Origin of the sequence: Rhizobium sp. FKL33 (assembly GCF_005222915.1) — a bacterium.
GTDB lineage: Bacteria > Pseudomonadota > Alphaproteobacteria > Rhizobiales > Rhizobiaceae > Rhizobium_E.
Window position 1 is genome coordinate 244,357 of sequence record NZ_STFX01000009.1, and the last position, 25,429, is coordinate 269,785.

The 25,429-nt window shown below is 62.7% G+C and carries 27 protein-coding genes; 14 read left to right on the forward strand and 13 right to left on the reverse strand.

Going from position 1 to position 25,429, the window contains the following annotated elements:
• The first annotated feature begins 105 nt into the window (after window positions 1-105).
• Window positions 106-1,164 (forward strand): calcium-binding protein, encoded by a 1,059-nt coding sequence (locus E8Q41_RS07345; RefSeq protein WP_137154859.1) that lies wholly within the window; start codon window positions 106-108, stop codon window positions 1,162-1,164.
• 17 nt (window positions 1,165-1,181) lie between these two features.
• Here E8Q41_RS07345 and E8Q41_RS07350 read toward each other — a convergent pair whose 3' ends face one another.
• Genes E8Q41_RS07350 through E8Q41_RS07360 form a run of 3 tightly spaced genes read right to left on the reverse strand, consistent with a single transcriptional unit; the run spans window position 1,182 to window position 4,858 of the window.
• Window positions 1,182-1,820, reverse strand: coding sequence for an aminotransferase class IV family protein (locus tag E8Q41_RS07350; RefSeq protein ID WP_281405299.1), 639 nt, complete (start codon window positions 1,818-1,820; stop codon window positions 1,182-1,184).
• Window positions 1,817-2,974 carry an aminodeoxychorismate synthase component I gene (locus tag E8Q41_RS07355; protein ID WP_137154861.1) on the reverse strand — a complete coding sequence of 386 codons (1,158 nt, stop codon included), beginning with the start codon at window positions 2,972-2,974 and terminating at the stop codon, window positions 1,817-1,819. Before E8Q41_RS07355 ends, E8Q41_RS07350 begins: the two co-directional genes overlap by 4 nt.
• 18 nt (window positions 2,975-2,992) lie before the next feature.
• On the reverse strand, window positions 2,993-4,858 hold the full coding sequence (locus E8Q41_RS07360) for a M3 family oligoendopeptidase (RefSeq protein WP_137154862.1): 1,866 nt from the start codon (window positions 4,856-4,858) through the stop codon (window positions 2,993-2,995).
• Between the two features lie 137 nt (window positions 4,859-4,995).
• Between E8Q41_RS07360 and E8Q41_RS07365 the strand changes: the two genes are divergently transcribed.
• Window positions 4,996-6,576: a sigma-54 dependent transcriptional regulator gene (locus tag E8Q41_RS07365; protein ID WP_137154863.1), complete on the forward strand. Its 1,581-nt coding sequence runs from the start codon at window positions 4,996-4,998 to the stop codon at window positions 6,574-6,576.
• A 366-nt stretch (window positions 6,577-6,942) separates the two neighbouring features.
• Window positions 6,943-8,712, forward strand: coding sequence for a DUF882 domain-containing protein (locus E8Q41_RS07370; protein ID WP_246660112.1), 1,770 nt, complete (start codon window positions 6,943-6,945; stop codon window positions 8,710-8,712).
• 68 nt (window positions 8,713-8,780) lie between these two features.
• Here E8Q41_RS07370 and E8Q41_RS07375 read toward each other — a convergent pair whose 3' ends face one another.
• The 3 genes from E8Q41_RS07375 to E8Q41_RS07385 all read right to left on the reverse strand — a co-directional run bounded on the left by E8Q41_RS07375 (window position 8,781) and on the right by E8Q41_RS07385 (window position 10,245).
• The gene (locus E8Q41_RS07375) at window positions 8,781-9,044 is read right to left on the reverse strand and encodes a DUF2312 domain-containing protein (protein WP_137154864.1); all 264 of its coding nucleotides are present in this window, start codon (window positions 9,042-9,044) and stop codon (window positions 8,781-8,783) included.
• 90 nt (window positions 9,045-9,134) lie between these two features.
• Window positions 9,135-9,440 (reverse strand): DUF1244 domain-containing protein, encoded by a 306-nt coding sequence (locus tag E8Q41_RS07380; RefSeq protein WP_137154865.1) that lies wholly within the window; start codon window positions 9,438-9,440, stop codon window positions 9,135-9,137.
• Window positions 9,441-9,450: 10 nt separating this feature from the next.
• Window positions 9,451-10,245, reverse strand: a complete 795-nt coding sequence (locus E8Q41_RS07385; RefSeq protein ID WP_137154931.1) for an N-formylglutamate amidohydrolase — start codon at window positions 10,243-10,245, stop codon at window positions 9,451-9,453.
• 370 nt (window positions 10,246-10,615) lie between these two features.
• Here E8Q41_RS07385 and E8Q41_RS07390 point away from each other — a divergent pair, with 370 nt between their 5' ends.
• Window positions 10,616-11,044 carry a DUF1036 domain-containing protein gene (locus tag E8Q41_RS07390; RefSeq protein WP_246660117.1) on the forward strand — a complete coding sequence of 143 codons (429 nt, stop codon included), beginning with the start codon at window positions 10,616-10,618 and terminating at the stop codon, window positions 11,042-11,044.
• Window positions 11,044-12,483 carry a pyruvate kinase gene (gene pyk, locus E8Q41_RS07395; protein WP_137154866.1) on the forward strand — a complete coding sequence of 480 codons (1,440 nt, stop codon included), beginning with the start codon at window positions 11,044-11,046 and terminating at the stop codon, window positions 12,481-12,483. The genes E8Q41_RS07390 and pyk overlap by 1 nt, the downstream gene beginning before the upstream one ends.
• Here pyk and E8Q41_RS07400 read toward each other — a convergent pair whose 3' ends face one another.
• From E8Q41_RS07400 to E8Q41_RS07415, 4 genes are all read right to left on the reverse strand, one after another.
• Entirely contained in the window at window positions 12,484-13,467 is a 984-nt protein-coding gene (locus tag E8Q41_RS07400) for an alpha/beta hydrolase (RefSeq protein ID WP_137154933.1), read from the reverse strand.
• Between the two features lie 101 nt (window positions 13,468-13,568).
• Window positions 13,569-14,174 carry a hypothetical protein gene (locus E8Q41_RS07405; RefSeq protein ID WP_137154867.1) on the reverse strand — a complete coding sequence of 202 codons (606 nt, stop codon included), beginning with the start codon at window positions 14,172-14,174 and terminating at the stop codon, window positions 13,569-13,571.
• Between the two features lie 59 nt (window positions 14,175-14,233).
• Window positions 14,234-14,359, reverse strand: a complete 126-nt coding sequence (ykgO, locus tag E8Q41_RS07410) for a type B 50S ribosomal protein L36 (RefSeq protein WP_025557146.1) — start codon at window positions 14,357-14,359, stop codon at window positions 14,234-14,236.
• Between the two features lie 222 nt (window positions 14,360-14,581).
• A complete protein-coding gene (locus E8Q41_RS07415; protein ID WP_137154868.1) occupies window positions 14,582-15,100 on the reverse strand; it encodes a DUF1465 family protein in 519 nt (172 codons plus the stop codon).
• Window positions 15,101-15,622: 522 nt separating this feature from the next.
• Between E8Q41_RS07415 and E8Q41_RS07420 the strand changes: the two genes are divergently transcribed.
• Together E8Q41_RS07420 and E8Q41_RS07425 are read left to right on the forward strand one after the other, a co-directional pair.
• Window positions 15,623-16,651, forward strand: coding sequence for a flagellar motor protein MotA (locus E8Q41_RS07420; RefSeq protein ID WP_137154869.1), 1,029 nt, complete (start codon window positions 15,623-15,625; stop codon window positions 16,649-16,651).
• A gap of 1 nt (window position 16,652) precedes the next feature.
• Complete coding sequence (locus E8Q41_RS07425) at window positions 16,653-17,681, forward strand: peptidoglycan -binding protein (protein ID WP_137154870.1); 1,029 nt, start codon at window positions 16,653-16,655, stop codon at window positions 17,679-17,681.
• Here the strand turns inward: E8Q41_RS07425 and E8Q41_RS25495 are convergent, their stop codons facing one another.
• Window positions 17,682-17,837, reverse strand: coding sequence for a hypothetical protein (locus E8Q41_RS25495; protein ID WP_170976394.1), 156 nt, complete (start codon window positions 17,835-17,837; stop codon window positions 17,682-17,684). It lies immediately after the preceding gene.
• Between the two features lie 190 nt (window positions 17,838-18,027).
• On the opposite strand from E8Q41_RS25495, the gene E8Q41_RS07430 reads away from it, so the two are divergent.
• The 7 genes from E8Q41_RS07430 (at window position 18,028) to E8Q41_RS07460 (ending at window position 23,473) form a co-directional block, all read left to right on the forward strand.
• The gene (locus tag E8Q41_RS07430; protein WP_137154871.1) at window positions 18,028-19,326 is read left to right on the forward strand and encodes an MFS transporter; all 1,299 of its coding nucleotides are present in this window, start codon (window positions 18,028-18,030) and stop codon (window positions 19,324-19,326) included.
• Window positions 19,323-19,514 carry a DUF1192 domain-containing protein gene (locus E8Q41_RS07435; protein WP_137154872.1) on the forward strand — a complete coding sequence of 64 codons (192 nt, stop codon included), beginning with the start codon at window positions 19,323-19,325 and terminating at the stop codon, window positions 19,512-19,514. Before E8Q41_RS07430 ends, E8Q41_RS07435 begins: the two co-directional genes overlap by 4 nt.
• 7 nt (window positions 19,515-19,521) lie before the next feature.
• Window positions 19,522-20,190 carry a DUF1345 domain-containing protein gene (locus E8Q41_RS07440; RefSeq protein ID WP_137154873.1) on the forward strand — a complete coding sequence of 223 codons (669 nt, stop codon included), beginning with the start codon at window positions 19,522-19,524 and terminating at the stop codon, window positions 20,188-20,190.
• A 95-nt stretch (window positions 20,191-20,285) separates the two neighbouring features.
• A complete protein-coding gene (locus E8Q41_RS07445; protein ID WP_137154874.1) occupies window positions 20,286-20,870 on the forward strand; it encodes a 5-formyltetrahydrofolate cyclo-ligase in 585 nt (194 codons plus the stop codon).
• Window positions 20,871-21,695, forward strand: a complete 825-nt coding sequence (locus tag E8Q41_RS07450) for a YmdB family metallophosphoesterase (protein WP_137154875.1) — start codon at window positions 20,871-20,873, stop codon at window positions 21,693-21,695. It begins immediately after the preceding gene.
• A gap of 108 nt (window positions 21,696-21,803) precedes the next feature.
• Window positions 21,804-22,628 (forward strand): MBL fold metallo-hydrolase, encoded by an 825-nt coding sequence (locus E8Q41_RS07455; protein ID WP_246660113.1) that lies wholly within the window; start codon window positions 21,804-21,806, stop codon window positions 22,626-22,628.
• A gap of 98 nt (window positions 22,629-22,726) precedes the next feature.
• Entirely contained in the window at window positions 22,727-23,473 is a 747-nt protein-coding gene (locus E8Q41_RS07460) for a YebC/PmpR family DNA-binding transcriptional regulator (RefSeq protein ID WP_137154877.1), read from the forward strand.
• Window positions 23,474-23,710: 237 nt separating this feature from the next.
• Here the strand turns inward: E8Q41_RS07460 and E8Q41_RS07465 are convergent, their stop codons facing one another.
• Together E8Q41_RS07465 and E8Q41_RS07470 are read right to left on the reverse strand one after the other, a co-directional pair.
• Window positions 23,711-24,130 carry a VOC family protein gene (locus E8Q41_RS07465; protein ID WP_137154878.1) on the reverse strand — a complete coding sequence of 140 codons (420 nt, stop codon included), beginning with the start codon at window positions 24,128-24,130 and terminating at the stop codon, window positions 23,711-23,713.
• 207 nt (window positions 24,131-24,337) lie between these two features.
• Window positions 24,338-25,342: an LLM class flavin-dependent oxidoreductase gene (locus tag E8Q41_RS07470; RefSeq protein WP_137154879.1), complete on the reverse strand. Its 1,005-nt coding sequence runs from the start codon at window positions 25,340-25,342 to the stop codon at window positions 24,338-24,340.
• Between the last annotated feature and the right edge of the window lie 87 nt (window positions 25,343-25,429).

The following is a 25,429-nucleotide window of genomic DNA, read 5'->3' on the forward strand; positions in this document are numbered from 1 at the left end:
TCATCGGATCATAGCGCATCGGTCATGTATATTTAGGGATCTCAAATGGCATCTCGGCTGCTCTGAAATAACTTCGATTGGTTTTATTAGGAAAGGAGAAACCGCATGCGCCTTATTTTCACGAATACATCTGGCGCCGGCGTGCAGGTCGCGCTCACGGGCGGAGAAGATCTTTATCTGGCCGAGGGCGTCTATTTGGGCAGCACCGACAACTTTGCGGTCTCAAGCGCTGATTCCAATCACCGGATTGATCTGTACGGAAACATCGTTTCGGGCATAGGCGGCGTTACCCTCGGCAATGACAGCGCGGATGCCAACAACCGCCTTTTCATCCATGAAGATGGAATGATCCGTACGCGCGACGACGACGATGCCTATGGCGTCAGCGTCTACTCAAATTCGTCAACGGTGAATAACGCGGGCATCATCGACACCTACTATGCCGTAGTCTTCGACGCGGCGTCGCCAGGCACAACGTCGCGTCTTATCAATTCAGGCGTAATCGTCGGCGCCGATACGATCTATGGTGCGGTTATTCGCGGCAGTTCGACCACCGAAACACTCGTCGTTGACAATACCGGTACGATCAAAGGAGAGAACGCCTATAACGCGACGCTCGGCGACGGCGTTGATCTCATCAACAATTCTGGCGTCATGATTGGGGATGTCCTTCTGCATACTTTCGATGACAAATATAACGGCAAGAAAGGCTTCGTGGACGGCATCGTCGACGGCGGCGACGGCGCTGACATTCTCAACGGCGGCGTCAAGCTCGACAATTTCGCCGGCGGCGCGGGCGCGGACACGCTCTACGGTTACCTTGGCAAGGACAAGCTCGCGGGCGGCGCCGACGCCGACACGTTTATCTACAAGGCTGCGGCCGAATCCGCGGGCAAGGCGGTCGACATAATCTCGGATTTCACCAAGGCGGACGATGATCTGATCAACATCCACGCCATCGACGCCGACACGACCGCCAAGAACAATCAGGATTTCACCTTCATCGCCAACAACGCCTTTTCAGGCGATGCGGGCGAATTGCGGTTCAGCGTGTCTGGCGGCAACACCACGGTGCAGGCCGACATCAACGGCGACGGCAAAGCCGACTTCGTCCTCAAGCTGACGGGATCGATTTCGCTGGCGAGTTCGGATTTTCTGCTCTGACGCCTCGCTGGCGCCGCTCATACGCCGAGCCGCGCCGGGATCAGTCCGCGCAGCGAGTTGCCGACATAGACTGTTCGGCCAGCGAGGTCGGACGGTCGCAAAAGGGCTACGCGCGCTTTCTTTGCGCAGAGCAGCGACGTCCTGAGCACGCCGGCGAGGCAGCCGGAGGACAGCGGCGGCGTCAGCAAGAGGCCGTCGTCGCCCTCGACGAAGAGATTTGTGATCGCGCCTTCGCAGAGTTCGCCTTTTTCGTTGAGCAGCAGCACCTCGTCCGCGTCATCGCGCGCGTATTCGGCACGGGCGGCGTCATAGACCGCGCGGTTGGAGGTCTTGTGACGCAGAAGCGGACCGTTCGAGGTCAGTCGCGCCGTCGTCGCAATGGCGAGACGCCAGACGGATCCCTCGGCGAGCGGCTGGAATGCGGCGGACTGAATGTCGTGCCGTCCGTCCGCCCAGAATTCGAGCCTGAGACGGGTCGGCGCCTCCACAGTTCGAGCCGCCTCCAGCGCCGCCGTCCAAGCCATCGCGGGATCGGCGAAACCGAGCTTGCGCGTCGAATTGAAAAATCGGTTCCGGTGCAGATTGCTCCTCACGACGCCTGCGCCGGGTTCCGCCCGCATCGTCTCGATCAGCGAGAAATCCGGCGCTATCGTCACCGGGCGATCTCCCGGTCGCCGAGCGCAAAGCGCGCCTTCAGGAGACATTCGGCATATTCGTCTTCCGCATTGGAATCGAAGACGATGCCGCCGCCGACATTGAATACGGCTTCGCCATTCTCGAACAGCGAGATGGTGCGGATGGCGACGTTGAAGCACATGCGGCCATCGGGTGCGACAAAGCCGATCGAGCCGCAATAGGCGTCGCGCGGACCGGCCTCGATTTCGTGCAGGATCTCCATCGCCCGCATTTTCGGCGCGCCGGTCACCGAGCCGCAGGGAAACAGCGCGGCGAAGATGTCGCGCAGCGTCAGATCGGGCAGCAGTTTGGCGCGCACATGCGACACCATCTGATGCACGGTCGGATAGGTCTCGATGTGAAAGAGTTTCGGCACGCCGAGCGTGCCGACTTCCGAGATGCGCGAAATGTCGTTGCGCAGCAGATCGACGATCATGCGGTTTTCGGCCTGGGTCTTCTCGTCGCCGATCATCGCCGCCTTGATCGCCTCGTCTTCAGTGGCGGATGCGCCGCGCGGAGCGGTGCCCTTCATCGGATGCGTCTCGATCCAGCCGTCTTCATCGACCTTGAAGAACAGTTCCGGCGAGCGCGACAACAGCATGGGGCCGCCGAGATTGACCAGCGCGCCGTAATGCACGGGCTGCCGCGAGATCAGCGACCAGAAGGCGGCCAGCGGATCGCCCGACCAGACGGCGCGGACCGGCATGGTCAGATTGCCCTGGTAGCAATCACCCTGGCGCAGATGCCAGTGCAGCCGGTCGAAGCGCTCCCGATAGGTTTCGAACGGCCATTCCGCTTGCGGCTCTTGCAGGAATTCTTCGTTGTCGAGCCGCTGGCGCGGTTTGGCGAGCGGATGATCGGATTTCGGCGCATCGAACACGCCGAAGGCCATCAGCGGCGTCGCCCGGTTCTGGCCGGCATAGCCCGCCAGCCTCGCCTCGAAGAGATAGCCTGCCTCATAGCTCATGAAGCCGGCAATCCATTTGCCGGCGCGCCGCGCCCTTTCCAGCCGCGCGAGACCGTCTTCGAAACCCGTTGCGTCGTGCGCGAGGATCAACTCCTCAGGCTCGGCGAAAAACAGGGTCTCGTTCCTGCGGTCGTCGCGAAGCAGGATGAAGGGTTCGGCTGGCGCCATGCGGTTCAGGTCCTCTGGTCAGGCGCTCTTATCAAGCGCCTCCAATTCGTCGATCAGCCCTTCGATCATCGACAGACCCTTGTCCCAGAACGACGGGTCGGACGCGTCGAGGCCGAACGGCTTCAAGAGTTCGGCGTAGTGCTTGCTGCCGCCGGCCTTCAGAAGCGCGAAATACTTCTCCTGGAAGCCGTCCTCGGCGTTCTGGTAAACCGCATAGAGCGAGTTCACCAGGCAGTCGCCGAAGGCGTAGGCATAGACATAGAAGGGCGAATGAATGAAGTGGGGGATATACATCCACCAGTTTTCATAGCCCTCTGACGTCCTGATCGCCGGCCCCAGGCTTTCGCCTTGTACGGACATCCAGAGTTCGCCGATCTGCTCTGATGTCAGTTCGCCGTCTTTTCTCGCCGTGTGGAGCTTGCGCTCGAACTGGTAGAAGGCGATCTGGCGGACCACGGTGTTGAGCATGTCCTCGACCTTTTGCGCCAGCATCGCCTTGCGCTCGGTCTTGTCCTTGGTCTTGGCGAGCAGCGCCCGGAAGGTCAGCATTTCGCCGAACACCGAGGCCGTCTCGGCCAGCGTCAGCGGCGTCGAGGCCATCAGCGCGCCCTGGCCGGCGGCCAGCACCTGGTGCACGCCATGGCCGAGTTCATGGGCAAGCGTCATCACGTCGCGCGGCTTGCCGAGATAATTGACGAGCACGTAAGGGTGCGCCGAGGGCACGGTGGGATGGGCGAATGCGCCCGGGGCCTTGCCGGGGCGGGCTGGGGCGTCGATCCAGTTCTTGTCGAAGAAGGTCTGGGTGATCTCCGCCATTTCGGGCGAAAACTGCCGGTAGGCTGACAGCACGATGTCGCGCGCCTCTTCCCATGCCACCGCTGTGGCCGGCGCTTCGGGCAGCGGCGCATTGCGGTCCCAGTAATTCAGCGTTTCCATGCCCAGCCATTTGGCCTTCATGGCGTAGTAACGGTGCGACAACCGCGGATAGGCAGCCTTGACGGCGGCGGCCAGCGCGTCGACCACTTCGCCCTCGACGCGGTTAGACAGATGCCGGCTGTCGGCGATGTCCTTGAAGCCGCGCCAGCGGTCGGAAATGTCCTTGTCCTTGGCGAGCGTATTGGTGATCAGCGTGAAAATGCGGACATTGTCCTTGAACACCTGGCTGATGGCTTCGGCCGCCGTCCGCCTGACATCAGGATCCTTTTCCTGCAGCTTGTCGAGCGCGGCTTCGAGCGTGATCTGGTCTCCGCCGAACGGCACGCGCAGCGCGGCGATCGTCTCGTTGAACAGCCGGTTCCAGGCCTGGCCGCCGGTCTGGGATTTTTCGAGGAACAGCTGTTCGAGCTTTTCATCGAGCTGATAGGGCTTCTCCTTGCGGAGATCCTCGATCCACGGACGGTAATGCGCGGCCTTGGCGTCATGGTCGAAGGCGGCGGCGAGCGCAGCGTCTTCGACGAGGTTGAGTTCAAGCGCGAAGAACAGCAGATGGCTCGCCATGTCGGTGATGGCCGCGCTGACATCGGCGAAGAACTTGCCGCGCGCCGGATCTGTCATGTCGCCATAATAATGCAGCCCGGCATAGGAGCCGACGCGGCCGATCAGGTCTTCGAGGCCTTCATAGGCTTCCACCGCTGCGCCCAGGCCATCTGCGCCTGACTGGGCGGCGGCAAAAGCGAGCTTGCCTTTCCAACGCGTTTCGAAGGCCTCCGACAGGGTTCTCGCCTTTTCGAGATCCGCCTTGAAGGCGTCACTGTCCGGAGCGGGATAGAGATCGGCGAGGTTCCATTCCGGAAGGACGCCGAGATCGGATGCGGCCGCTGCCGCCTCGGTGGCGAAAACCGGCCGGAAACGAGACGCGCCGGTCAGATCGGGCAAGAACTTCATCGCAGATTTCCTTTTGATTTCTGTGTTTTATCTGTTTGCCGCCCGGATCGATAAAATGCAAGCATTTCTCAAAACGGGATTTTCAAGGCTGTTTGTCATGTTGTGTCCACAAGCGGAAATAACAGGGGGAAAAGCCCGTGAACACGCATATTCTTGTGATCGATGACGATCCGGTGCAACGCCGGCTGCTCAAGAACGCGGTCGAACGTATCGGTCATACGCCGCATCTCGCCGAGAACGGCAAGATGGGCCTGGAATCGCTCGAGCGCCACGGCGACAAGATCAGCGTGATCATTCTCGACCTGATGATGCCGGAGATGAACGGCATCGCCTTTCTCAACGCGGTGCGTGAAAAAGGCCTCGACATACCGGTCATCGTCCAGACCGGGCAAGGCGGCATCGACACGGTGGTCATGGCCATGCGGGCCGGCGCCTTCGACTTCGTCGTCAAGCCGGTCAGCCCCGAGCGCATCGGTTCGGCGATCAGCAATGCGCTGAAGGTCGACCGCACCAGCCTGTCGCGCAATCCGGCGCGCTCCCGTAGCGGCGCGGTCCGCTTCAGCGACATCGTCGCGGTCAGCCCGGCCATGTCGCGCGTCATGGATCTCGCCCGCCGCGCGGCGCAATCCGATATTCCCGTGGTGCTCGAAGGCGAATCCGGCGTCGGCAAGGAAATGGTCGCCCGCGCCATCCAGGCCGCCAGCGATCGCGCCGGCAAGCCCTTCATCACCGTCAACTGCGGCGCCATCCCGCACAATCTCGTCGAAAGCATTCTGTTCGGCCATGAGAAGGGCGCCTTCACAGGCGCGACGGAAAAGCACGCCGGCAAATTCATCGAGGCCGACGGCGGCACGCTGTTCCTCGACGAAATCGGCGAACTGCCACTCGACGTTCAGGTGAAGCTCTTGCGCGCCATCCAGAACGGCGAGATCGAGACGATCGGCGCCCGCCGTCCGCAGAAGGTCGATGTGCGGCTGATCTCGGCCACCAACAAGGACCTCATCGCCGCCGTCAAGGCCGGCGAGTTCCGCGAGGATCTCTATTACCGGCTCAACGTCTTCCCGATCACCATTCCGGCGCTGCGCCGGCGCAAGGAGGACATCCCGGTTCTCGCCCGCGCCTTCGTGGAGCGCTTCTCGGCGGCGCAGAAGCTCGACACCGTCCCGGAACTGACGCCGGCCGCCATGGCGCTGATGACGGCCTTCGACTGGCCCGGCAATATCCGCCAGCTGGAGAATTCGATCTTCCGCGCCGTCGTGCTCGCCCGCGGCCCGCAACTCGGCGTCGAGGATTTCACCCAGATTGCGGCGCAGATCCCGGGCTATATCAACGAGAATGGCGAGAGCATCTTTGCCGGCGTTCGCGATGTGCTGTCGGCGCCGTCTCTCGCCGGCGCGGAGCCGCCGGCCGGTCTGCCCGTCTTCCCCCGCCAGACGACGGACGCCGTCTATCGCAGCGAGCCGCCGCGCGTCACGATGCACAGCCCGATCACCGAAGGCATTCTGTCGGCGATCGGCAAGGACGGCGGCGTTCGCACCATCGCCTCCGTCGAGGAAGAATTGATCCGCTTTGCGCTGCGCTTCTATCGCGGGCAAATGAGCGAGGTGGCGCGCCGGCTCGGCATCGGCCGCTCGACGCTTTACCGCAAGCTCAAGGATTACGGGATTGATCCCGATGATCCGCTGAAGCAGCTGGCGCTGGAGGATGTCGCCGGCTGATAACACACTGGCTGACGAGCAAGGCCCGCCGTGTCCCTCACGCGGCGGGCCTCGGCGCGTGTCGAGATACCCCGAAAATCCGATCCGGTTGACAGGGATCATGGCGGGCGCCGCCAGTTCGGAGCAAGCAGAGAGCGTCAGGTTGAAAAATGAAACGCTGAGCTGATTCGTTAAAAAAGACTGGAAAAAAACGAGAAAGCTGCGATAAAGCCAGCGATTGGTGAAAAACCTGATTGGCGTTTAACCCTTGTTAGTGCATCGTTCACTATAACTTCGGATAGGCGCCAGAACGCGATTGCCATCGTCTAACCGTAATTGACCAGTATTGGAATCAACGGTAGCGGCGGCCAGTGTACGGGGATCGAGTTGCATCAAGAGGTTGAGACCAAGAGCCGGGCAGCCGGCGCTGTTCGTCGCATCGCGAAAGCGGTCGGCGCGGCGCGCGCAGGTCTCCGAGCCATGCTCCCGGCGGCCATTCTCGCCGTCGTCGCCCTTCAGGGCGCGCCGGCCTCCGCCGCGCAGACGCGTGCGTTGAAGATCTACCATGTGCATTCTCACGAAAAGGCCATCATCGTCTTCAAGCGCAACGGCCGCTATGACGCCGCAGGCCTGAAGAAGCTCAATTATATTCTGCGCGACTGGCGCCGCAACGAGCCGACGCGGATGGATCCGCGCCTGTTCGACCTGATCTGGGAAGTCTACCAGAAGTCCGGCTCCCGCGAATATATCAACGTGATCGGCGGCTATCGCGCGCCCGAGACCAACGCCATGCTGCGTTCGCGCACCAAGGGCGTGGCCGAGCGCAGCCAGCACGTGCTCGGCAAGGCGATGGACTTCTATATTCCCGACGTCTCGCTCAGGAAGCTGCGCGAGATCGGCATGAAGTTCCAGGTCGGCGGCGTCGGTTTCTATCCGACCTCCGGTTCGCCCTTCGTGCATATGGATGTCGGCGGCGTCCGCTCCTGGCCGCGCATGCCGCGTCGCGAATTGTCGCGCCTGTTTCCGGATGGACGCACCCTGCACAAGCCGGCCGAAGGCGGCGTGATGCCGGGCTATGCGTCCGCGCTGGCCGATTACAAGCGCCGCGTCGGCGCCGACGCCATCCTGGTGGCCGGCGGCGGCTCCAACAATTCCGATCGCGACACCACCAAGCGCAAGAGCCTGCTGGCTGCGCTCTTCGGCGGCGGAGACGAGGACGAAGGCGATATCGCTGAGGCCGAAGTCCAGGTCGCTGCAGCGCCTGCCAAGAAATCCAAGCCGGAAACGCAGCAGGCCATCCTGACGGCTGCCGTGGAGCCTGAGGACAAGCCGATTAATGCGCCTGTTCCGTCGCTCCGTCCGGCTGAACCGGTGCAGCCGGCGATCGAAACCGCGCTTTTGTCCACCAGCCGCAATCCGGCTGAGGAAGCCATGCAGGCGGCCCTGACCCCCAAGCCTGAGGATCAACCCGAATTCGTCGACCTCGCCAAGGTGCATGTGCCCGCTCCGAGCCTGCTAGGCGAGCGCAAGCAGCCCGGCGACGGCGAGGCGGAAACCATGACCGCCTCTCTCGATCCGTCCACTGCGGCTTTGCTGACCGCCGTTCCGGTGCCCGGCGCGCGTCCGGCCGAAGAAGAGCAGGCGAAAGCCGGCCAGGACGGCGACATCGCAGTTCCTGCGGGCGATGTGAAGCCTGAGGAAATAGCGGCTCTGGCAGCTCAGTCTGCGTCCGTACCGCCGATCGAAGCGACGGATGAGGATGAAGTGGCAGGGATTATCGACAGCCTCGATGAACCGAGCCGCGAACAGAACAAGCTGGCGGAACTTGCGTCGCTGGATGTGACCACCGAGACGGCCACCCGTTCTTTCGAGCCGGCCGCCGTGCAGCCCGCCAAGCCCGCCGCCAAGGTGCAGAAGAAGGTTTCTGGTCCTGAACTGACCGGCAACATGATCGCCAAATGGGCGTTGAGCAAAGGTCGCGTGGCCGAAGTCGCCAAGCCCGTCAAAGCGCCGCGTTTCGTGAGCAAGACGATGCGCGTCCAGCCGACGGAAGTCTACGCCGACGGCTTCACGCAGTCCGCGAAGATCGATCCGGCCCGCTTCTCGGGTTCGGCTGTGAACTTCATCCCGGTGAAGAAGTTCCCGGAAACCAACTGAGCTTTAAAACCGAGACATGAAAAAACCGCCGTTTCCGGCGGTTTTTTTGTGGGCTTCGATCGCTGGGATTATTCGTCCGGCGGACCTTCGATCATGCCGAGCGCCATCAGATAGGTCTCGAGGATCGCTTCCTGTTCCATGCGCTCATCCTTGTCCTGTTTGCGGATCTGGATGACCTTCTTGAGGATCTTGGTGTCGAAGCCGGTGCTCTTGGCTTCGCCATAGACGTCCTTGATGTCGTCGGCGATCGTCTTCTTTTCTTCTTCCAGCCGTTCGATGCGCTCGATGAAAGATCTGAGCTGATCGCGGGCCACGCCATGCGCGTCGGACATAGGACTGCTCCTTCTGATTCCTGTTCTCAATACGGGCCGATGACCTGCAGCGAAAGGCGGACAAGGTCAAGCGGAATCGCGGGAAGGGGATTATTCCTTCGGGCGGTTGATCTCGAAGGCCGCCTTTTGCGCGTCGCTCGCCTGGCGCTGGTTCAGTCGCTTCCAGTCCTCATAGGGCATGCCGTAGATCGCTTCGCGCGACTGATCTTTCGTCACCGGCAGGCCGGCCTGTTCGGCGGCGTCGAGATACCAGTTGGCGAGGCAGTTGCGGCAGAAACCGGCGAGGTTCATCAGGTCGATATTCTGCGTTTCCGGCCGGTTGCGCAGATGGCTGACCAGCCGCCGGAACGCGGCGGCTTCCAGCCTGGTGACGTCGTCTTGGCTCAACTCGCTCATAGCAGTCTCCTCAGGCCCAGATGCGGTCGGTCCGCGATGGGAAGATTTCGATATGATGCAGTTCCGGGTCATTGTTCAGCGCCGTGAAGACAGGAGTGAGCCTGTCCGCCCAGAGCCCCACGCCCTCGTCCGTTCCGATCTCGTCTTGCCGGACTTCGAGAAGCGCATGCGGACGACCCTTCACGGTGCAGTGGCGATGCATCGTGTCGCCGCGCAGCGCGCCGTCATAGGGCTCGTTGTCGCCGACGAGGACGCCGTCGATGTCGCGCAGCGCGGAAATCAGCCGCATGGCGGCGCGGGGGTCGGAATCCCAGAGCACGGCGGCGTGCCAGGCGCGCGCGACGCCTTTCCAATGGGGCGTATAGGAATGGAGTGACAGGACCAGCGCGGCGCGTCCCGAGGCCCGCTCTGTCTCGGCGATCGCGTCGCTCACCGCCTGATGATAGGGACGATGGAAGTGCTCGATGCGCGAGCGCTGCTCTTCGGCGGACAGCGGATGGTTGGCGGGAATGATCGCGCCGTCCGAAATACGCATGATCAGCGTCGGATCGTCCTCGCCGCGATTGGGGTCGATCAGCAGCCGCGAAAAGCGGCTCATCACGGCCGGGGCGCCCAGTCGCGCGGCCAGGCTGCGCGTCAGCGCCTCGACGCCGATGTCATAGGCGATATGCCGCTCGAAGGCTTCCGGCGGCAGCCCCAGGGAGCCGTATTCCGCCGGCAGGCGGTTGGTGGCGTGGTCGGCGAGCAGGACAAGCCCGCAAGCGGGGTCGCCGGGAATGATTTCATAGGCGGGATATGAGGACATCGACATAATTTTTCACGTTTTTGCTGTCTTGTCATGCCGGCCTGGCGGTTTCAAGGCGGTCCGTGTTGAGACTTTGTTCAAGGCCTAATAGTATCGGAATCAAGCGCCTGAGCAGGTTTATCCCCGCAGGCGGCCGGCTTTCACGTCATGTGAGCCGCCGCTGATAAGAATGTCAGGCTTTTGGACCGATATAATCGATTGAATTTTGCGTTGACAATCCTGTGCCGCCAACGCACAAGGGCAATCAGCAGGTGGGAGCCAGCTCTACGTCATGCTCGTGAATTACATCCTCCGTATGGTGGCGCCGAATCGCTGCGCTGTCGTTCGCATGTCCGCCGGTCGGAATTCGGCGTTGCGGCGTTCGTTCGCGTTGTTTGCTGCGCCCTTGGCCATCGGTTTCGGCGCGGCGCTCGCGGCCCCGAACGTGGCGAAGGCGGAGTTCCGCGTCTGCAACGCCACGCAGAATCTCGTCGGCGTGGCCATCGGCTATCGCGCCAAGGAAGGATGGATTTCCGAAGGATGGTGGCAGATACCCGCAACGACATGCGCCACCCTCATCGAGGGAAAACTGCAGAGCCGGTTCTATTATCTCTATGCGGAAGACGCGACGCGCGGCGGCCGGTGGACCGGCAATGTCAACATGTGCGTGGCGGAAAACGAGTTCAAGATCACCGGCGTCCAGGACTGCTATGCCCGCGGCTATCAGCAGTTCGGATTCAAGGAATATGACACGGGGCGGCAGGGAAGCTGGATGGTTCAGCTCACCGACACGCCCGCAGCACAAGAAAGCCAGAATTGATGAAGCGGAACAGGAAAGTCAAAATCCTCGCCACACTTGGTCCAGCCTCCAGCGAAGAGCAGATGATCGAGAAGCTGCATGAGGCCGGGGCGGACCTGTTCCGCATCAATATGAGCCATGCCAGCCATGACCTGATGCGGACCCTCATCAGCCGCATCCGCGCTGTGGAAGCCCGTTCGGGCCGCCCGATCGGCATTCTCGCCGACTTGCAGGGCCCGAAGCTCCGCGTCGGTAAATTCGCCAGCGGCCCCGTCGACCTGACGCCGGGCCAGACCTTCACCTTCGACAACAATCCCGAGCCGGGCGACGCCACGCGCGTCAACCTCCCGCATCCGGAGATTCTCGAAGCCGTGAAGCCCGGCCATCGCCTTTTGATCGATGACGGCAAGCTGCATCTGATCGCCGATGAATGTGATGGCACGAAGATCGTCGCCAAGGTCGTCGCCGGCACCCGCATTTCCGACAAGAAGGGCGTCAGCCTTCCCGACACGCTGCTCGGCATCGGCGCGCTGACCGAAAAGGATCGCGTCGACCTCGAAGCCGTGCTCGCCACCGGCAGCGTCGACTGGGTGGCGCTGTCCTTCGTGCAGCGTCCGGAAGACCTCGCCGAAGTGCGCAAGATCTCCAAGGGCCGCGTCGGCCTGATGTCGAAGATCGAAAAGCCGCAGGCGATCGAACGCATCGACGAGATCATCGAGATGTCCGACGCGCTGATGGTGGCCCGCGGCGATCTCGGCGTGGAAATGCCGCTCGAAGCCGTTCCGGGCCTGCAGAAGCAGCTCACCCGCGCCTGCCGCAAGGTCGGCAAGCCCGTCGTCGTCGCCACCCAGATGCTGGAATCGATGATCACTGCGCCGGTGCCGACCCGCGCCGAAGTGTCTGACGTCGCCACCGCCGTGTTCGAAGGCGCCGATGCGATCATGCTCTCGGCGGAATCGGCCTCCGGCCAGTATCCGATCGAAGCGGTCCGGACGATGGCGTCGATCGCCAGCACGGTCGAGAAAGATCCCTATTACACCAACATCATCCACGCCCAGCGTCCGAAGCCGGAACCGACCGGCGCCGATGCCATCTCGCTCGCCTCGCGTGAAATCGCCGAGACGCTGAAGCTGACGGCGATCGTCTGCTATACGGGGTCCGGCAACACCGGCCTGCGCGCCGCCCGCGAGCGGCCCACCGTGCCGGTTCTCGCGCTGTCGCCGATCATCGAGACGGCGCGCCGTCTGTCGGTGGTCTGGGGCCTGCATTGCGTGGTGACGGAAGACGCGTCCGACCTCGACGACATGGTCAATCGCGCCTGCCGCATCGTCCATGCCGAAGGCTTCGGTAAGCCGGGCGACCGCGTCATCATCACCGCCGGCGTTCCACTGGGCACGCCGGGCGCAACCAACATGCTGCGCATCGCCTATATCGGTTCGGACGGCCAGAGCGGCGTCTGATCAGGATTTCGGCGCGATCCGCGCCTCGACTTCACGCATGATGCTTTCGAGATCGCGGGGCTTTCCCGCGATCTTTTCTATTGCGGCAATGGCCAGGTCGGTGGCGATATAGTCAGGCTTGTGGCCGAGATTGCGCACCCACAAAAGCTCCGAATTCGGCAGATCCCGCTTCAGCCCGCGCGAATGGATTTCCTCCAACACGATATCGTCGCTGTCGCCGGTGATGACGATCGCCGGCGCCGTGATCTCCTTGTAGCGCGGTTGCGCCTCTTTCACGTAAGCCAGCAGATTGGCGACGTCGCGGGCATTGTCGCAGAAATTGTCTGGCCTCAGCACCAGAGGGATCGCGGCCCGATCGAGGTAACCCTTGGGAACGGGATTGGGCGCGAAGACATGCACGGCGCCCTTGCTCAACTGCATCAGCCCCGCCGGCAGCGCCACCGTGTTGCAGAAGATCGGTCCGATCACCGGCGTGTTGGCGAGATCGTAATACCAATCCACGCCGCCCGGCCAGGGATGGGTCGCGGGGGACAGAAACACCAGCCCAAGCGTCATGTCCGGGTGAAAGAGCGCGAAACTCGCCGCCGTCGCGCCGCCGAAGGAGTGACCGATGATGATGGCGCGGGCGATTCCCTTTTTTCGCATCAGCGCGGCGATCGCATCCGCCTGTCCCGCCGGCGTCAGGTTTTCGGGGCCGCCGCGTTCGGAATAGCCATGGCCGGGGCGGTCGACGAACAACATCTCCGCCCTGTCCTTGAGCGGCTCGAAGAAGGCGCCCCAGGGGTCGCGCAGATTGCCGCTCGCGCCATGGATGAAGACGAGCGGCGGCAAGTCGGCCTCGGCGGGCTCAGGCCAATGCAGACTGTTCATCCGGAAGCCGCCGACATCGGTCAATTCGCCTGTATTGGGGTAGCGGCTCGCGATGCGGGCGGCTTCCCAGCGGCTGAAGGCGTAGGCGAGGGCGGCAAGCGTTGCGACGCCCATGAGGATGGCGACGAGGAATTTCGCGAGGACGATCATGAGGGCCGGTTGAATGAAGGATGGTAGAGGCTCAGACACTGATACGCATCCTGGGCCCGAAGGTTTCAGGTGCGCTGGCCATCGATCTTGATCATCAGCTCGATCGCTCGCTTCTGCGCGTCGCGGTCGGCCGGGTAGCGATCGAGATAGGCCTGTAGCGCCTCGAGCGCCTGCTGGTCGCGTCCCGACTGGGCCAGGATTGCAGCGAGCCCCGAAAGCGCACCGAGATGTCTGGGCTCGAGCGTCAGCACATGGGCGGTGTCAGCCATGGCCTTGGGGAAATTGCCCATCTGGTAATGCAGCGTGGCGCGGGCGTTCCACCCGCCGGCGTAGTCAGGCGCAAGCAGCGTGACCTGATCGAGAAAATCGAGCGCCGCGCCGAAGCGCTTCTCCTCGTTCGCCTTGCGGGCGTTTTCCATCAAGAGGTCGACCGTGGCGCTGCCCGAATAAGCCAGGCCGCCGACGATCCGGTCGGCGATCAGTCTGGCCGCCTGCGGGTTGCGCTCTTTCTTGAGCTGGGCGAACAGGAGATCCATCTCCTGGTCCGGCGGCGTCAATGGTGGGATCTTCTGCTCGACAATCCGCTCCGGCGCGGGCGCAGACGTCTTGGTCTCCGCTGCGAGCAGGGGAGAGGTCAGGGCGAGGGAGAGGGCAAATACAAAAAAGCGCATGGCGGGTATGGTAACCCGCCAGCGCCAATTCGCCAACAAAAAAGCTGAAGCCGGGCTGATCAGCCCTGGCGCGCCTTGTAGCGCGGGTTCAGCTTGTTGATGATGTAGATCCGGCCCTTGCGGCGGACCAGACGGTTTTCACGATGACGTGCCTTGAGCGCTTTCAGCGAATTCTTGATCTTCATTGTACTGATCCGGACCTGTTTGCCGGTCGCCCGGCGTGACTGACAATTCAAAGGCGCGCCTTTCAGGGAAGGGCGCGCCCGAAGTTGGGAGGCATGTAACGGGAGACTCTATTTCTGTCAACCGCACCGGCTGCTTTTTCAACGTTTCAGCCTGTTTTCCCAATCAAAAAGCCGGCCCGCAGGCCGGCTTCAAAGCATGTCCACGCCGGTGGCGCGGTTGTGTTACTGGCCGCCGAAGGCGGTCTTCAGAAGCGAAAGCTGCGCCTGGACGGAATTCTGGTTGTTGGCTTCGATGGCCGGAACTTCCGACGGACGGTAGATCTCGCGGTCGAGGATCGACACCCGATTCTGCAGGCGCACCGAGCGGTCGACGAGGTCGCGGAACGCTTCCGGCAGATCGCTCCAGCCCGGCGCGTTGCGGTCGACGTTGAAGGAGTCGAGACGCACCTTCTTCTTTTCGGAGACGACCTGTTCGCGGGTCATTTCGCCGTTGTTGATCGCCCGCTGCAAGAGCAGCCAGGAGGCGACCTGCATGAGACGGGTGGTCAGGCGCATCGATTCGGCGGCGTAGAGCACCGAGGACATGCGCGGCAGGCTCTTGGAAGCCAGGCGGCCTGCGCCGTCGAGATAGCTCGCCGTCTCTTCGACCAGGGCCATGCCTTCGGCATAGAGCGCCTTGAACTGCGAAGACGAGGCGACGTGGCCGGCAAAACTGATGGTGTTGGCGCCCGATTCAAGCATTGTCGTTTCCTGTTTACGCATGACTACACTAACGATCCGTGCCAGCATTAAGATCCGTCTGGACCGCTCTTCTTAACAGGATCATGCCGCCAGTCCCGGCTTTTCGCAACATGATTCTTAAGGAAGGGTTAATCTCCACAAGTTGACTCGAAAGCGGTGGAACTCCCGCGCTCGGGCCGCCCGTAACCCGGCCGGAAAAAGCGCAAAAAAAGAGCCGCGAAAAGCGGCTCTCAAGGTAAAACAGGGAGAAAAATCAGACCACTTCTCAAGGCGAGACCGTCTGAATCCAGAAGCTCTGGATAACAACAGTTATACGCCGAGACGGTTAACAAACAGTATAGATTCTGTTTGCTTCCGCTACGGCAAGTCAAAATGGCACGGGCGGTCTTGCCGCGCCGATCCGCGGGAGCGGCCAGGCGTCATGCCGGTGGACAGCATGGGATTCACCGCCTGCTTGCCTCTTCAATTCGGCGCAATTCTCATTTAGTTTCCAAGCCGACATTTGCAGGAGTGGACAGGTTCATGGCCGGTGCGGGTTTTTTCGGGGGCGACCAAGGCGAATCGGCGGAGGGGGCGGGCTATGGGCGCAAGCTTTCGAGCCCGATGTCCTATTTCTGGACGATGGTGGTGTTTCTCATTCTGGTCGGTTTCGCCGGCGCCATCCTCTTCCGGCAGGCGCATACGGCCTTTTCGGCCAATCCCGGCCTCAACGGGCTGATTCTCGGCGTGGCGCTGATCGGCATTCTGCTGGCTTTCAACCATGTGCTGGCGCTGAGGCCTGAAGTTCGCTGGTTCAACTCTTTCCGCGCCGTCGGCAGCGCCGAGAAGGTAGGCCGCGATCCGGTGATGCTCGCGCCGATGCGGGCGCTGATGGGCTCGTCCAACACCGGCGCCATTTCCACCGCGGCCCTTCGCTCCATTCTCGATTCCATCGCGACCCGCCTCGACGACACCCGAGACACCACGCGCTATCTCACCGGTCTCCTGGTTTTTCTCGGCCTGCTCGGCACTTTCTGGGGTCTGCTCGGCACGATCGGCTCGATCAATTCGGTCATCCAGGGCCTCGATCCCGGCACCGGCGAGAGCGCCGACATTCTCAACACGCTGAAACAGGGTCTGTCCGCGCCGCTTCAGGGCATGGGCACCGCCTTTTCGTCTTCGCTCTTCGGTCTCTCGGGTTCGCTGATCCTCGGCTTCCTCGATCTGCAGGCCGGCCGGGCGCAGAACCGCTTTTATAACGAGCTCGAGAACTGGCTGTCTTCGGTCACCGACGTGTCCTCCGATTTCGCTCCCGTCATCGAGGCGGGGACCGGGTCGACCGAGGAGCTCAAGTCGCTCTCCGAACAGCTGGTGCGCATCACCCAGGAAGGCGGCGGCAATCAGCGCTCCACCGCCGCCATGGCCAGCCTCGCCGAGGGCATCCAGGGACTGGTGCGCAACATGCGCACCGAACAGCAGATGCTGCGCGACTGGATCGAGGCGCAGCAGGAGGAAGCCAAGGCGCTACGCCGGACGCTCGACAAGCTGACCGAAAAATTCGAGGACAAGTGAGATGGCCTTGCGGCGTCGCGGCGGCCAGCGCAGCATCGATTACTGGCCCGGTTTCGTGGATGCGCTCTCCACGCTGCTCATGGCTATCATGTTCCTTCTCACGGTCTTCGTGCTCGGCCAGTTCATCCTCAGCCGCGAGATTACCGGCAAGGACGAGGTGCTCGATCGGCTGAACAGCCAGATCAACGAGCTGACCCAGCTGCTCGCGCTCGAAAAGGGCAGCAAGCAGGATGTCGAGGACAGTCTCGCCAACATTCAGGCCCAGCTGGCCGACGCCGAGAGCGAGAAGTCGCGGCTGCAGAAGCTTCTCGATCAGGGGACAGGCTCCTCCGACGTGGCCAACAAGCGGATCGGAGAACTTTCGGGCGAACTCGACGCGCAGAAGCAGATCAGCGAGCAGGCGCTCAACCAGGTCGAGCTCCTCAACCAGCAGATCGCCGCGCTCCGCTCGCAGATCGCCGCCGTCGAGCAGGCGCTGCAGCTGTCGGAGGCGCGCGACAAGAATTCCCAGGCCAAGATCGCCGATCTCGGCCGCCGCCTCAATGTCGCGCTCGCCCAGCGCGTCCAGGAGCTCAATCGCTACAGGTCCGATTTCTTCGGCCGTCTGAGGGAGATCCTGTCCGATCGCGAGAATATCCGCATCGTCGGCGACCGTTTCGTCTTCCAATCGGAAGTGCTGTTCCCGTCGGGCGGCTCGGATCTCAACCCTGCCGGCCAGGAGGAAATGGGCAAGCTGGCCGCGGCGCTGATCGAGCTCACCAAGGAAATTCCGGCTGAGATCGACTGGGTGCTGCGCGTCGACGGCCATACCGACAATGTGCCGCTCACCGGCTCCGGGCGCTATCGCGACAATTGGGAACTGTCTTCGGCACGCGCCACCTCGGTGGTCAAGTTCCTGATTTCCAAGGGCGTCCCGGCCAATCGCCTGGTTGCGGCCGGCTTCGGCGAATTCCAGCCGATCGCCGAGGGCGACACGCCGGAAGCAAGGGATCAGAACCGCCGCATCGAATTGAAGCTGACCGAGAAATGATCATTCGCGCAGGAGCGCGGTCATACCCAGGGCGGCGAGCATCACGAGCGCGATCTTCCAGAAATCGCGCCGTCGCCTGAGGCCCGGCAGACCGAGCGGCCGGACGATATGCAAAACCATGAGGATGACGCCGAGAAGCGGAAGAATTTTCGCCAAATCTCAAATCCTTAAAAGTTTTGCCTTAGTCTCGGCGGGATGATCCGCTTTTTGGCGGCGCATGGGCAAGCGGCGACGCCGGGGGACGATAGGCGAATCGCGGCCTTGCCGAAATCCATATCACCGCTCTCCGGTCTCGTCAGGCTCAGCCGCGCGGGGACGGTCGAGGCACTGGCTCAGAGGATCGACGATGCCGCAAAATCTCGTTTCCGTCATGGCGCTTCTCATCGGAACGCTGTTTCTCTATCTCGGAAACGGTCTGCACAGTCTCGTCATGCCCATGCGCGGCACGTCGGAAGGCTATTCCGAAACCATTCTCGGCTTCTTCGGCACCTCCTGGGCGGCGGGCTTCGTGCTCGGCTGCATCTTTGCCCGCCCGCTGGTCAAGCGCATGGGCCATGTCCGCGCCTTTTCCGGCTTCATCTCGCTGATCGCCATCATCGCGCTGATGACCGGCATCGTCATCAATCCCACATTCTGGGTTCTGTCGCGCGCCGCCACCGGCTTCGGCACCGCGGCGACCGCCATGATCATCGAAAGCTGGCTCAACGAACGCGCCAGCAATGAGAGCCGCGGCATGATCTTCTCGCTCTACATCTCGATCACGCTGATCGGCATCGTCGGCGGGCAGATGACGGTCGCCTTCGTCGACATACAGACGCCGATCCTGTTCATGATCGCCGGCATCTTCTATTGCGTGGCGATGATCCCGACGCTGGTGTCCAACGCGCAGTCGCCGGCGCCGCTCAGCGAGATCAAGCTCGACCTCGCCGCGCTTTACCGCAATTCGCCCGTCTCCTTCATCGGCATCCTGTTGGTCGGCATCGCCAACGGCGCTTGGGGCACGCTCGGCGCCGTGTTCGGCGCGAAAGCCGGCCTCTCCTCCGGCGACATCGCGCTGATGATGACCATCACCATCTTCGCCGGCGCGGCCATGCAGATGCCGGCCGGCCGCATGTCCGATCGCATGGACCGGCGTTATGTTCTCGCCATTCTATCGGGCATCGCCTGGCTCGCCGGCATCCAGATCTTCCTGCTCGAACCGCAGAACGTGCTGACGCTGCTTCTGCTGATCGGCGTCTATGGCGCCACCGCCAATGCGCTCTATCCGATCGCGGTGGCGCACGCCAACGACTTCGCCAAGCCGTCCGACTTCATGAATGTCTCGGGGGGCCTCCTTCTGCTCTATGGCGTCGGCACGGTGATCGGGCCCACGCTTGGCGGCCCGATCATGGAGCGTTTCGGACCCTATGCGCTGCTCGGCGTCACGGCGGCGGCGCATGCGCTGATCACGGTTTACGCCATCGTCCGTTCGCGCCTGCGCGCGCCGATCCCGGTGGGAGAACGCGACAGCTACCGGAGCATCTCTTCTGGGACCCAGACCACGCCGGAAAGTCTGGCGCTCAACCCGCGTTCTCAGCTATCCTCCGCCGCCTCTGACCAGACGCCGGCCAAGCCGGCCAGCGACGCAGGAGTGGAAGCCGCATGAGCCTCAACGACGACGACAAACCCGCCCGCAAACTCGCTCATGAGATCGGCATGGACATATCCATGCTGTCGGCCGACGAGCTTCGCGCCCGCATTGCGCTGCTTCAGGACGAGATCTCCAGGCTGAACCGCGAGATCGCCGCCAAGACCTCGAGCCGCAGCGCCGCCGAATCACTGTTCAAGATCTGAGCGCCCGGTGTCGCTGCCCATCCGGCTCAAGCGTCATGTCGTGCGACGGCCGCGCTTTTACGGCGCGGCGGCGCTGGGATTGATGCTGCATTCCGCGCTTGCCTGGTCGGGCGGAGTGTCGACGGCGGTCAGCCTGCTTCTGTCCTGGAACATTTCGGTGCTGCTGTTCCTGACGCTGATCTTCACCCTGATGTTCACCTCTGACGACGCGGATATGAAGGAGCGGGCCAAGGCGACGGATGAAGGTCGTTTCGCGGTTCTCGCTTTGTCATTTCTGGCGGTGATCATCAGCCTGGGGGCGACGATTGTCGTCCTCTCTCATGTTCGCCACGGTGAGGGAGAGAATGGCGCATTTCACGCCGCGCTGGCCGCCTTCACAATCGCCTCGTCCTGGATCTTTATCCATGTGATCTTCACCGAGCATTATGCGCATGAATACTATCTGGCGCTCGACCGGAAGGGCGAGGGCGGGCTGAACTTTCCCGACAAGATCGCGCCCAACTATGTCGATTTCCTCTATTTCGCCTTCACAATCGGCGTCGCCAGCCAGACGGCGGATATCTCGGTCGCCAGCCGCGCAATGCGGGCTACGGTGCTGGTCCATTCGGTCATTTCCTACATGTTCAACGCCTTCATCCTGGCGCTCACGGTCAACATAGCCTCCAATCTCCTGTGAAACGCCGTCTTTGCGTTTGGTTCGGGCGCGGTGACGCATTGCCCCGGGCGAGAAACAGGCCTAAACGAATGGCCCGACATCTCTGGGAACCCGGCATGGACATCAAGGCCCTGAAAAACGACATCCGCATGGGCAGGCTTGCGGCGCGCGACGCCATTGCGGAAACCGATCGCATCGAGAAAAGTCTCGCGATCGGCGATCATGCGGCTGACGCGCTGGCGTTCGACCCCGGTGCTATCATATCCGGCTTTTTCCCCATCCGTTCCGAAGCCGACCTGCGCCCGCTGATGCATCGGCTCAAAGGCCGCGGCGCGCGTCTCTGCCTGCCGGCGGTGATTGATCGCCAGACCATCGTTTTCCGCGAACTGGTCGATGGCGCGCCTGTGGTCAGCACCGGCTTCGGCACCACCGGCCCGGCTGCGGATGCGCCGGTGGTCGATCCGGAGATCCTGCTGATGCCTCTTTCCGCCTTCGACGCCGGCGGCAATCGCATCGGCTACGGCGCCGGCCATTATGATCGCGCCATCGCGCGGCTTCACGCCAAGGGCAAGCAGCCCATGCTCATCGGCGTCGCCTTCGATTGCCAAGAGGTGGAGGCGGTTCCCGCCGAGGCGCATGACGTCCCCCTCGACGCCGTGGTGACCGAAAGCGGTTACAGAACATTCTCGAAAGGACAATAAATGCGGCTTCTCTTTCTCGGCGACATGGTGGGCCGCGCGGGACGTCAGGCGGTCTGGGACCGGCTGCCGGGCCTGATTTCCGATCTCAAGCTCGATTTCGTGGTGGTGAACGGCGAAAACGCCGCCGCCGGCTTCGGCATCACCGAAGAGATCTTTCTCGACACGCTCGCCGCCGGCGCCGATGTGGTGACCACAGGCAACCATGTCTGGGACCAGCGCGAGGCGCTGGTCTTCGCCGACAGGCACGACCAGTTCATCCGTCCCGCCAATTTTCCGCCCGGCGCGCCGGGCAAAGGCTCCGGCGTGTTCATCGCCCGCAACGGGGCCCGGGTGCTGGTCTCCAACATCATGGGCCGGGTGTTCATGCATCCCGATCTCGACGATCCCTTCATGGCCGCCGAGCGCATTCTCGACGCCTGCCCACTGGGCGAACAAGTAGACGCGGTGCTGTTCGATTTCCACGCCGAGGCGTCGAGCGAGAAACAGTGCTTCGGCCATTTCGTCGATGGCCGCGCGAGCCTGGTGGTCGGCACGCATACGCATGTGCCTACCGCCGATTGCCAGATCCTCAATGGCGGCACGGCCTATATGACGGATGCCGGCATGTGCGGCGATTACGATTCCTCGCTCGGCATGGAGAAGGAAGAGCCGCTCAACCGCTTCATCACCAAGATCGCCCGCGGACGGTTCGAGCCGGCCAATGGCCCAGCCACGATCTGCGGCGTGGGCGTCGAGATCTCCGATCGCACCGGGCTCGCCGAAAAGGTGGCGCCGCTGCGCATCGGTCCGCGTCTCGCCGAGACCATCCCGGCTTTCTGGGCCTGATCGGGATAACGCGATTGTGACGCGCGCATCCTGCGCGCGGACTGGACCCGTCGCGCAGCTTGCCGCATCCTCCCGACCTGCTCAAAACAGGCCGGTCGAGGTATGCTCATGCTCAGATTGTTGGCGTTTGCGAGTCTCCTGATTGTATCGCCGTCTCTGCTGTTGGCTCAGGACAGGTCGAGGCATTTCAGCCAGTGCCAGGCGATCGCGCAGGGCCTGCCCGGCGCGCGTTACGCCGCCTATCACGGCGAAGGACTGCCGGTTCTCAATGCGGAGCTGACCGATCAGACGGTGCGCATCACCTTTCTCGGTCATTCCACCTTCCATATCGTCACGCCCGAAGGCGTGACCATCGCCACCGATTATTCCGGCTGGCACAGGCCGGATGCGCCGCCGATGGTGGCCACGATGAACCACGCCCATTCCACCCATTTCACCCTGACGCCGGAGCCCGAAATCGACTACGTGCTGCATGGCTGGAGCGATACGCCGGGCGAGAAGGCGCGGCATGAAGTGATGGTGCGCGACACGTTCATCCGCAATGTCACGACCGATATCCGCCGTTATGGCGGCGAGGAGAAGGACGGCAATTCGATCTTCGTCTTCGAGGTCGCCGGTCTGTGCATCGGCCATCTCGGCCACCTGCATCACGAATTGTCGGAGGGGCATTACACCGAAATCGGTCGGCTCGACGTGGTCATGGTTCCCGTCGATGGGGGGCTGACCATGGGCGCGGACAAGATGAGCCGGGTCGTAAAGCGGCTCCGCTCGTCGCTGGTGCTGCCCATGCATCGGCGCGGTCCACCCATCGAGACCTTCCTGGCGATGTTCGGCCCCGACTTCGAGATCCGCTTCGCCGAGGGGCGCGGGGTCGACGTCTCGCTGTCGTCCCTGCCGAAAAAGCCGACGATCCTCGTGCTTCAGGGACTCTAACCGTCCCTCTCGGCGCTTGGCCCCCTTGAACGGCGTGCTGTCCGGCAATATAAGGCCGCATCCAAAAGACAGTCACAACAAAGACGGCAGGAACGCCCATGGCAGGCCATTCACAGTTCAAGAACATCATGCATCGCAAGGGGAAGCAGGATTCGATCCGTTCGAAGATGTTCTCCAAGCTCGCCCGCGAAATCACCGTGGCCGCCAAGGCTGGCCTGCCCGACCCGACGATGAATGCCCGCCTGCGTCTGGCGATCCAGAACGCCAAGGCCCAGTCCATGCCCAAGGACAATATCGACCGCGCCATCAAGAAGGCTGCGGGCGCCGATGGCGAGAACTATGACGAAGTCCGTTACGAAGGCTACGGCCCGGGCGGCATCGCCGTCATCGTCGAGGCGCTGACCGACAATCGCAACCGCACCGCCTCGAATGTCCGCTCGATCTTCACCAAGGCCGGCGGCGCGCTGGGCGAAACCGGCTCGGTTTCCTTCTCCTTCGATCACGTCGGCGAAATTACCTACAAGCTCTCCGCCGGCGACGCCGACAAGGTCATGGAAGCGGCCATCGAAGCCGGCGCTGACGATGTTGTGACCGACGAGGAAGGCCACACCATCTATTGCGCCTTCGAATCCCTCGGCGAAGTGTCCAAGGCGCTCGAAGCCCTGATCGGCGAAGCGGAAACCGTCAAGCCGATCTGGAAGGCCCAGAACAGCGTTCCGGTCGACGAAGAGCGCGCGCAATCACTGATGAAGATGACGGATGCTCTCGAAGACGACGACGACGTCCAGAATGTCTACACCAATATGGACATTCCCGAAGACGTGATGGCCAAGCTCTCGGCCTGATCAAAGACTGGCGCCGGGCATCTCGGCGCCATTTTTGTTTGCGGTGTGCTCCGCCCTTCATCCCCTTGCCGGGACCTTCTCCCTGCGTTGCGGGGAGAAAGGCGGATGTGGCAATGTCGGCGCCCCATCGCCCTTCGCCCCGCAGGCGCGGGGAGAAGGTGGCGGCAGCCGGATGAGGGGCTGTGAACAACGCTTCGCCATTGGGGTCGCCCACAAAGCCCTCAATCGCAGCCAGTCCTAAAGCGCCCGCTGTCCCAAATCCTCGAAAAAGCGCAAGAGATATCCATCGGGGTCTGCGATCACGAACTGGCGGTTGCCTGTCTCCATGTCATCGACCCGATACCATTTTTCCTCAGGCTGCAGATAAAGCGTCAGGCCGTGGCGCTCGATAGAGGCGAGCATGTTTGCGATCGAGGCGACCTGGATCTGTACATTGAGCCCTTTGCCGAACGGGTAGGTCTGTGGCGCATGGCCATCGTCGAAGGTTCGACCTTGACCAATCTGGTCGATCATCAGTTCGGCTGCGCCGAGCGCCAAATAGCAGAAGCCTTCCTCAGGACGCTCATAGAGGCAGGCGAAGCCCAGCACATCACAGTAAAAGACCTTGGAACGTCGCCAGTCGGACACGGCGAATTCTGGAACGAGGGCGGCTGACAAGACTGGGGCTCCCTGATTGCTTGGCGGCGGCTGACCGCCCCTCATCCCCCTGCCGGGACCTTCTCCCCGCGCCTGCGGGGAGAAGGCGGATCTGGCAAAGCCTGCGCACCATCGTCCTTCGCCCCGCATGCGCGGGGAGAAGGTGGCGGCAGCCGGATGAGGGGCTGTGCAGGCACTTCAACTCCAAAGCATAGAGTCGCTCAAGCCTCACGCCGCCTTCGCCATCTCCTGCTTGAGCCCGGCGAACAGCTCGATCGAGCGCAGCCGCGCCTCAATGTCGTGAACAGGCGTGGAGACGATCACCTCGTCCGCTCTTGTATCGGCGAGGAAGCGGGCGAGTTTGCGCGAGGCGGTTTCCGGCGAGCCGACGATCGCGTAGCGCAGCGTGTGTTCGACGCCGATCCGCTCCTGTTCCGACCAGATCCCGTCCATGGATTTGACGGGGCGGGGGAAGAGCGTGCGGTTGTTGCGGCGGAGATTGATGAATTGCTGTTGGGCCGAGGTGAAGAGGTAATTCGCCTCTTCATCGGTGTCGGCGATCGCGCTCATGACGCCGACCATGGCGTAGGGCCGGTTGAGCTGCGCGGACGGCTGGAAGCGTTCGCGATAAATCTCCAGCGCGCCCAGGAGATCGTCGGGCGCAAAATGCGAGGCGAAGGCATAGGGCAGGCCGAGCATGCCGGCGAGATGGGCGCTGTAATGGCTGGAGCCCAGCAGCCAGAGCGGAACTTTCGCGCCGGCCCCCGGCACGGCGAGAACGGAGCGCTCGTCAGTGGGATCGGCGAGATAGGCCTGCAGTTCCAGCACATCCTGCGGATAGCCCTGGGCGCTCTGGTCGAGGTCGCGCCTCAATGCGCGGGCGGTGCGCATGTCGGTGCCCGGCGCGCGGCCCAGTCCGAGATCGACGCGGCCGGGAAACAGCGCTTCCAGCGTGCCGAACTGTTCGGCGATAACTAGGGGCGAATGATTGGGCAGCATCACGCCGCCCGATCCGATGCGGATCGTCTTGGTCGCTGCGCCGACATGGCCGATCAGCACGGCGGTCGCCGCGCTCGCCACCGCCGGCATGCCGTGATGTTCGGCGAGCCAATAGCGGTTGTAGCCCAGATCCTCGGCGCGGATGGCCATGCGGCGGGTGTTGGCCAGCGCATCCGACAGCGTGCCGCCATCGGCGACGGTCGCGAGATCGAGGATCGAAAAGGGAATGGTCATGGTTCAGCTCCCTGCCAAAGCTCGGAGATAGGGTCGAGGGGCGGGGCCTTCAACCTCAAACCCATGACAAACGCCGCGCGAGGCGAT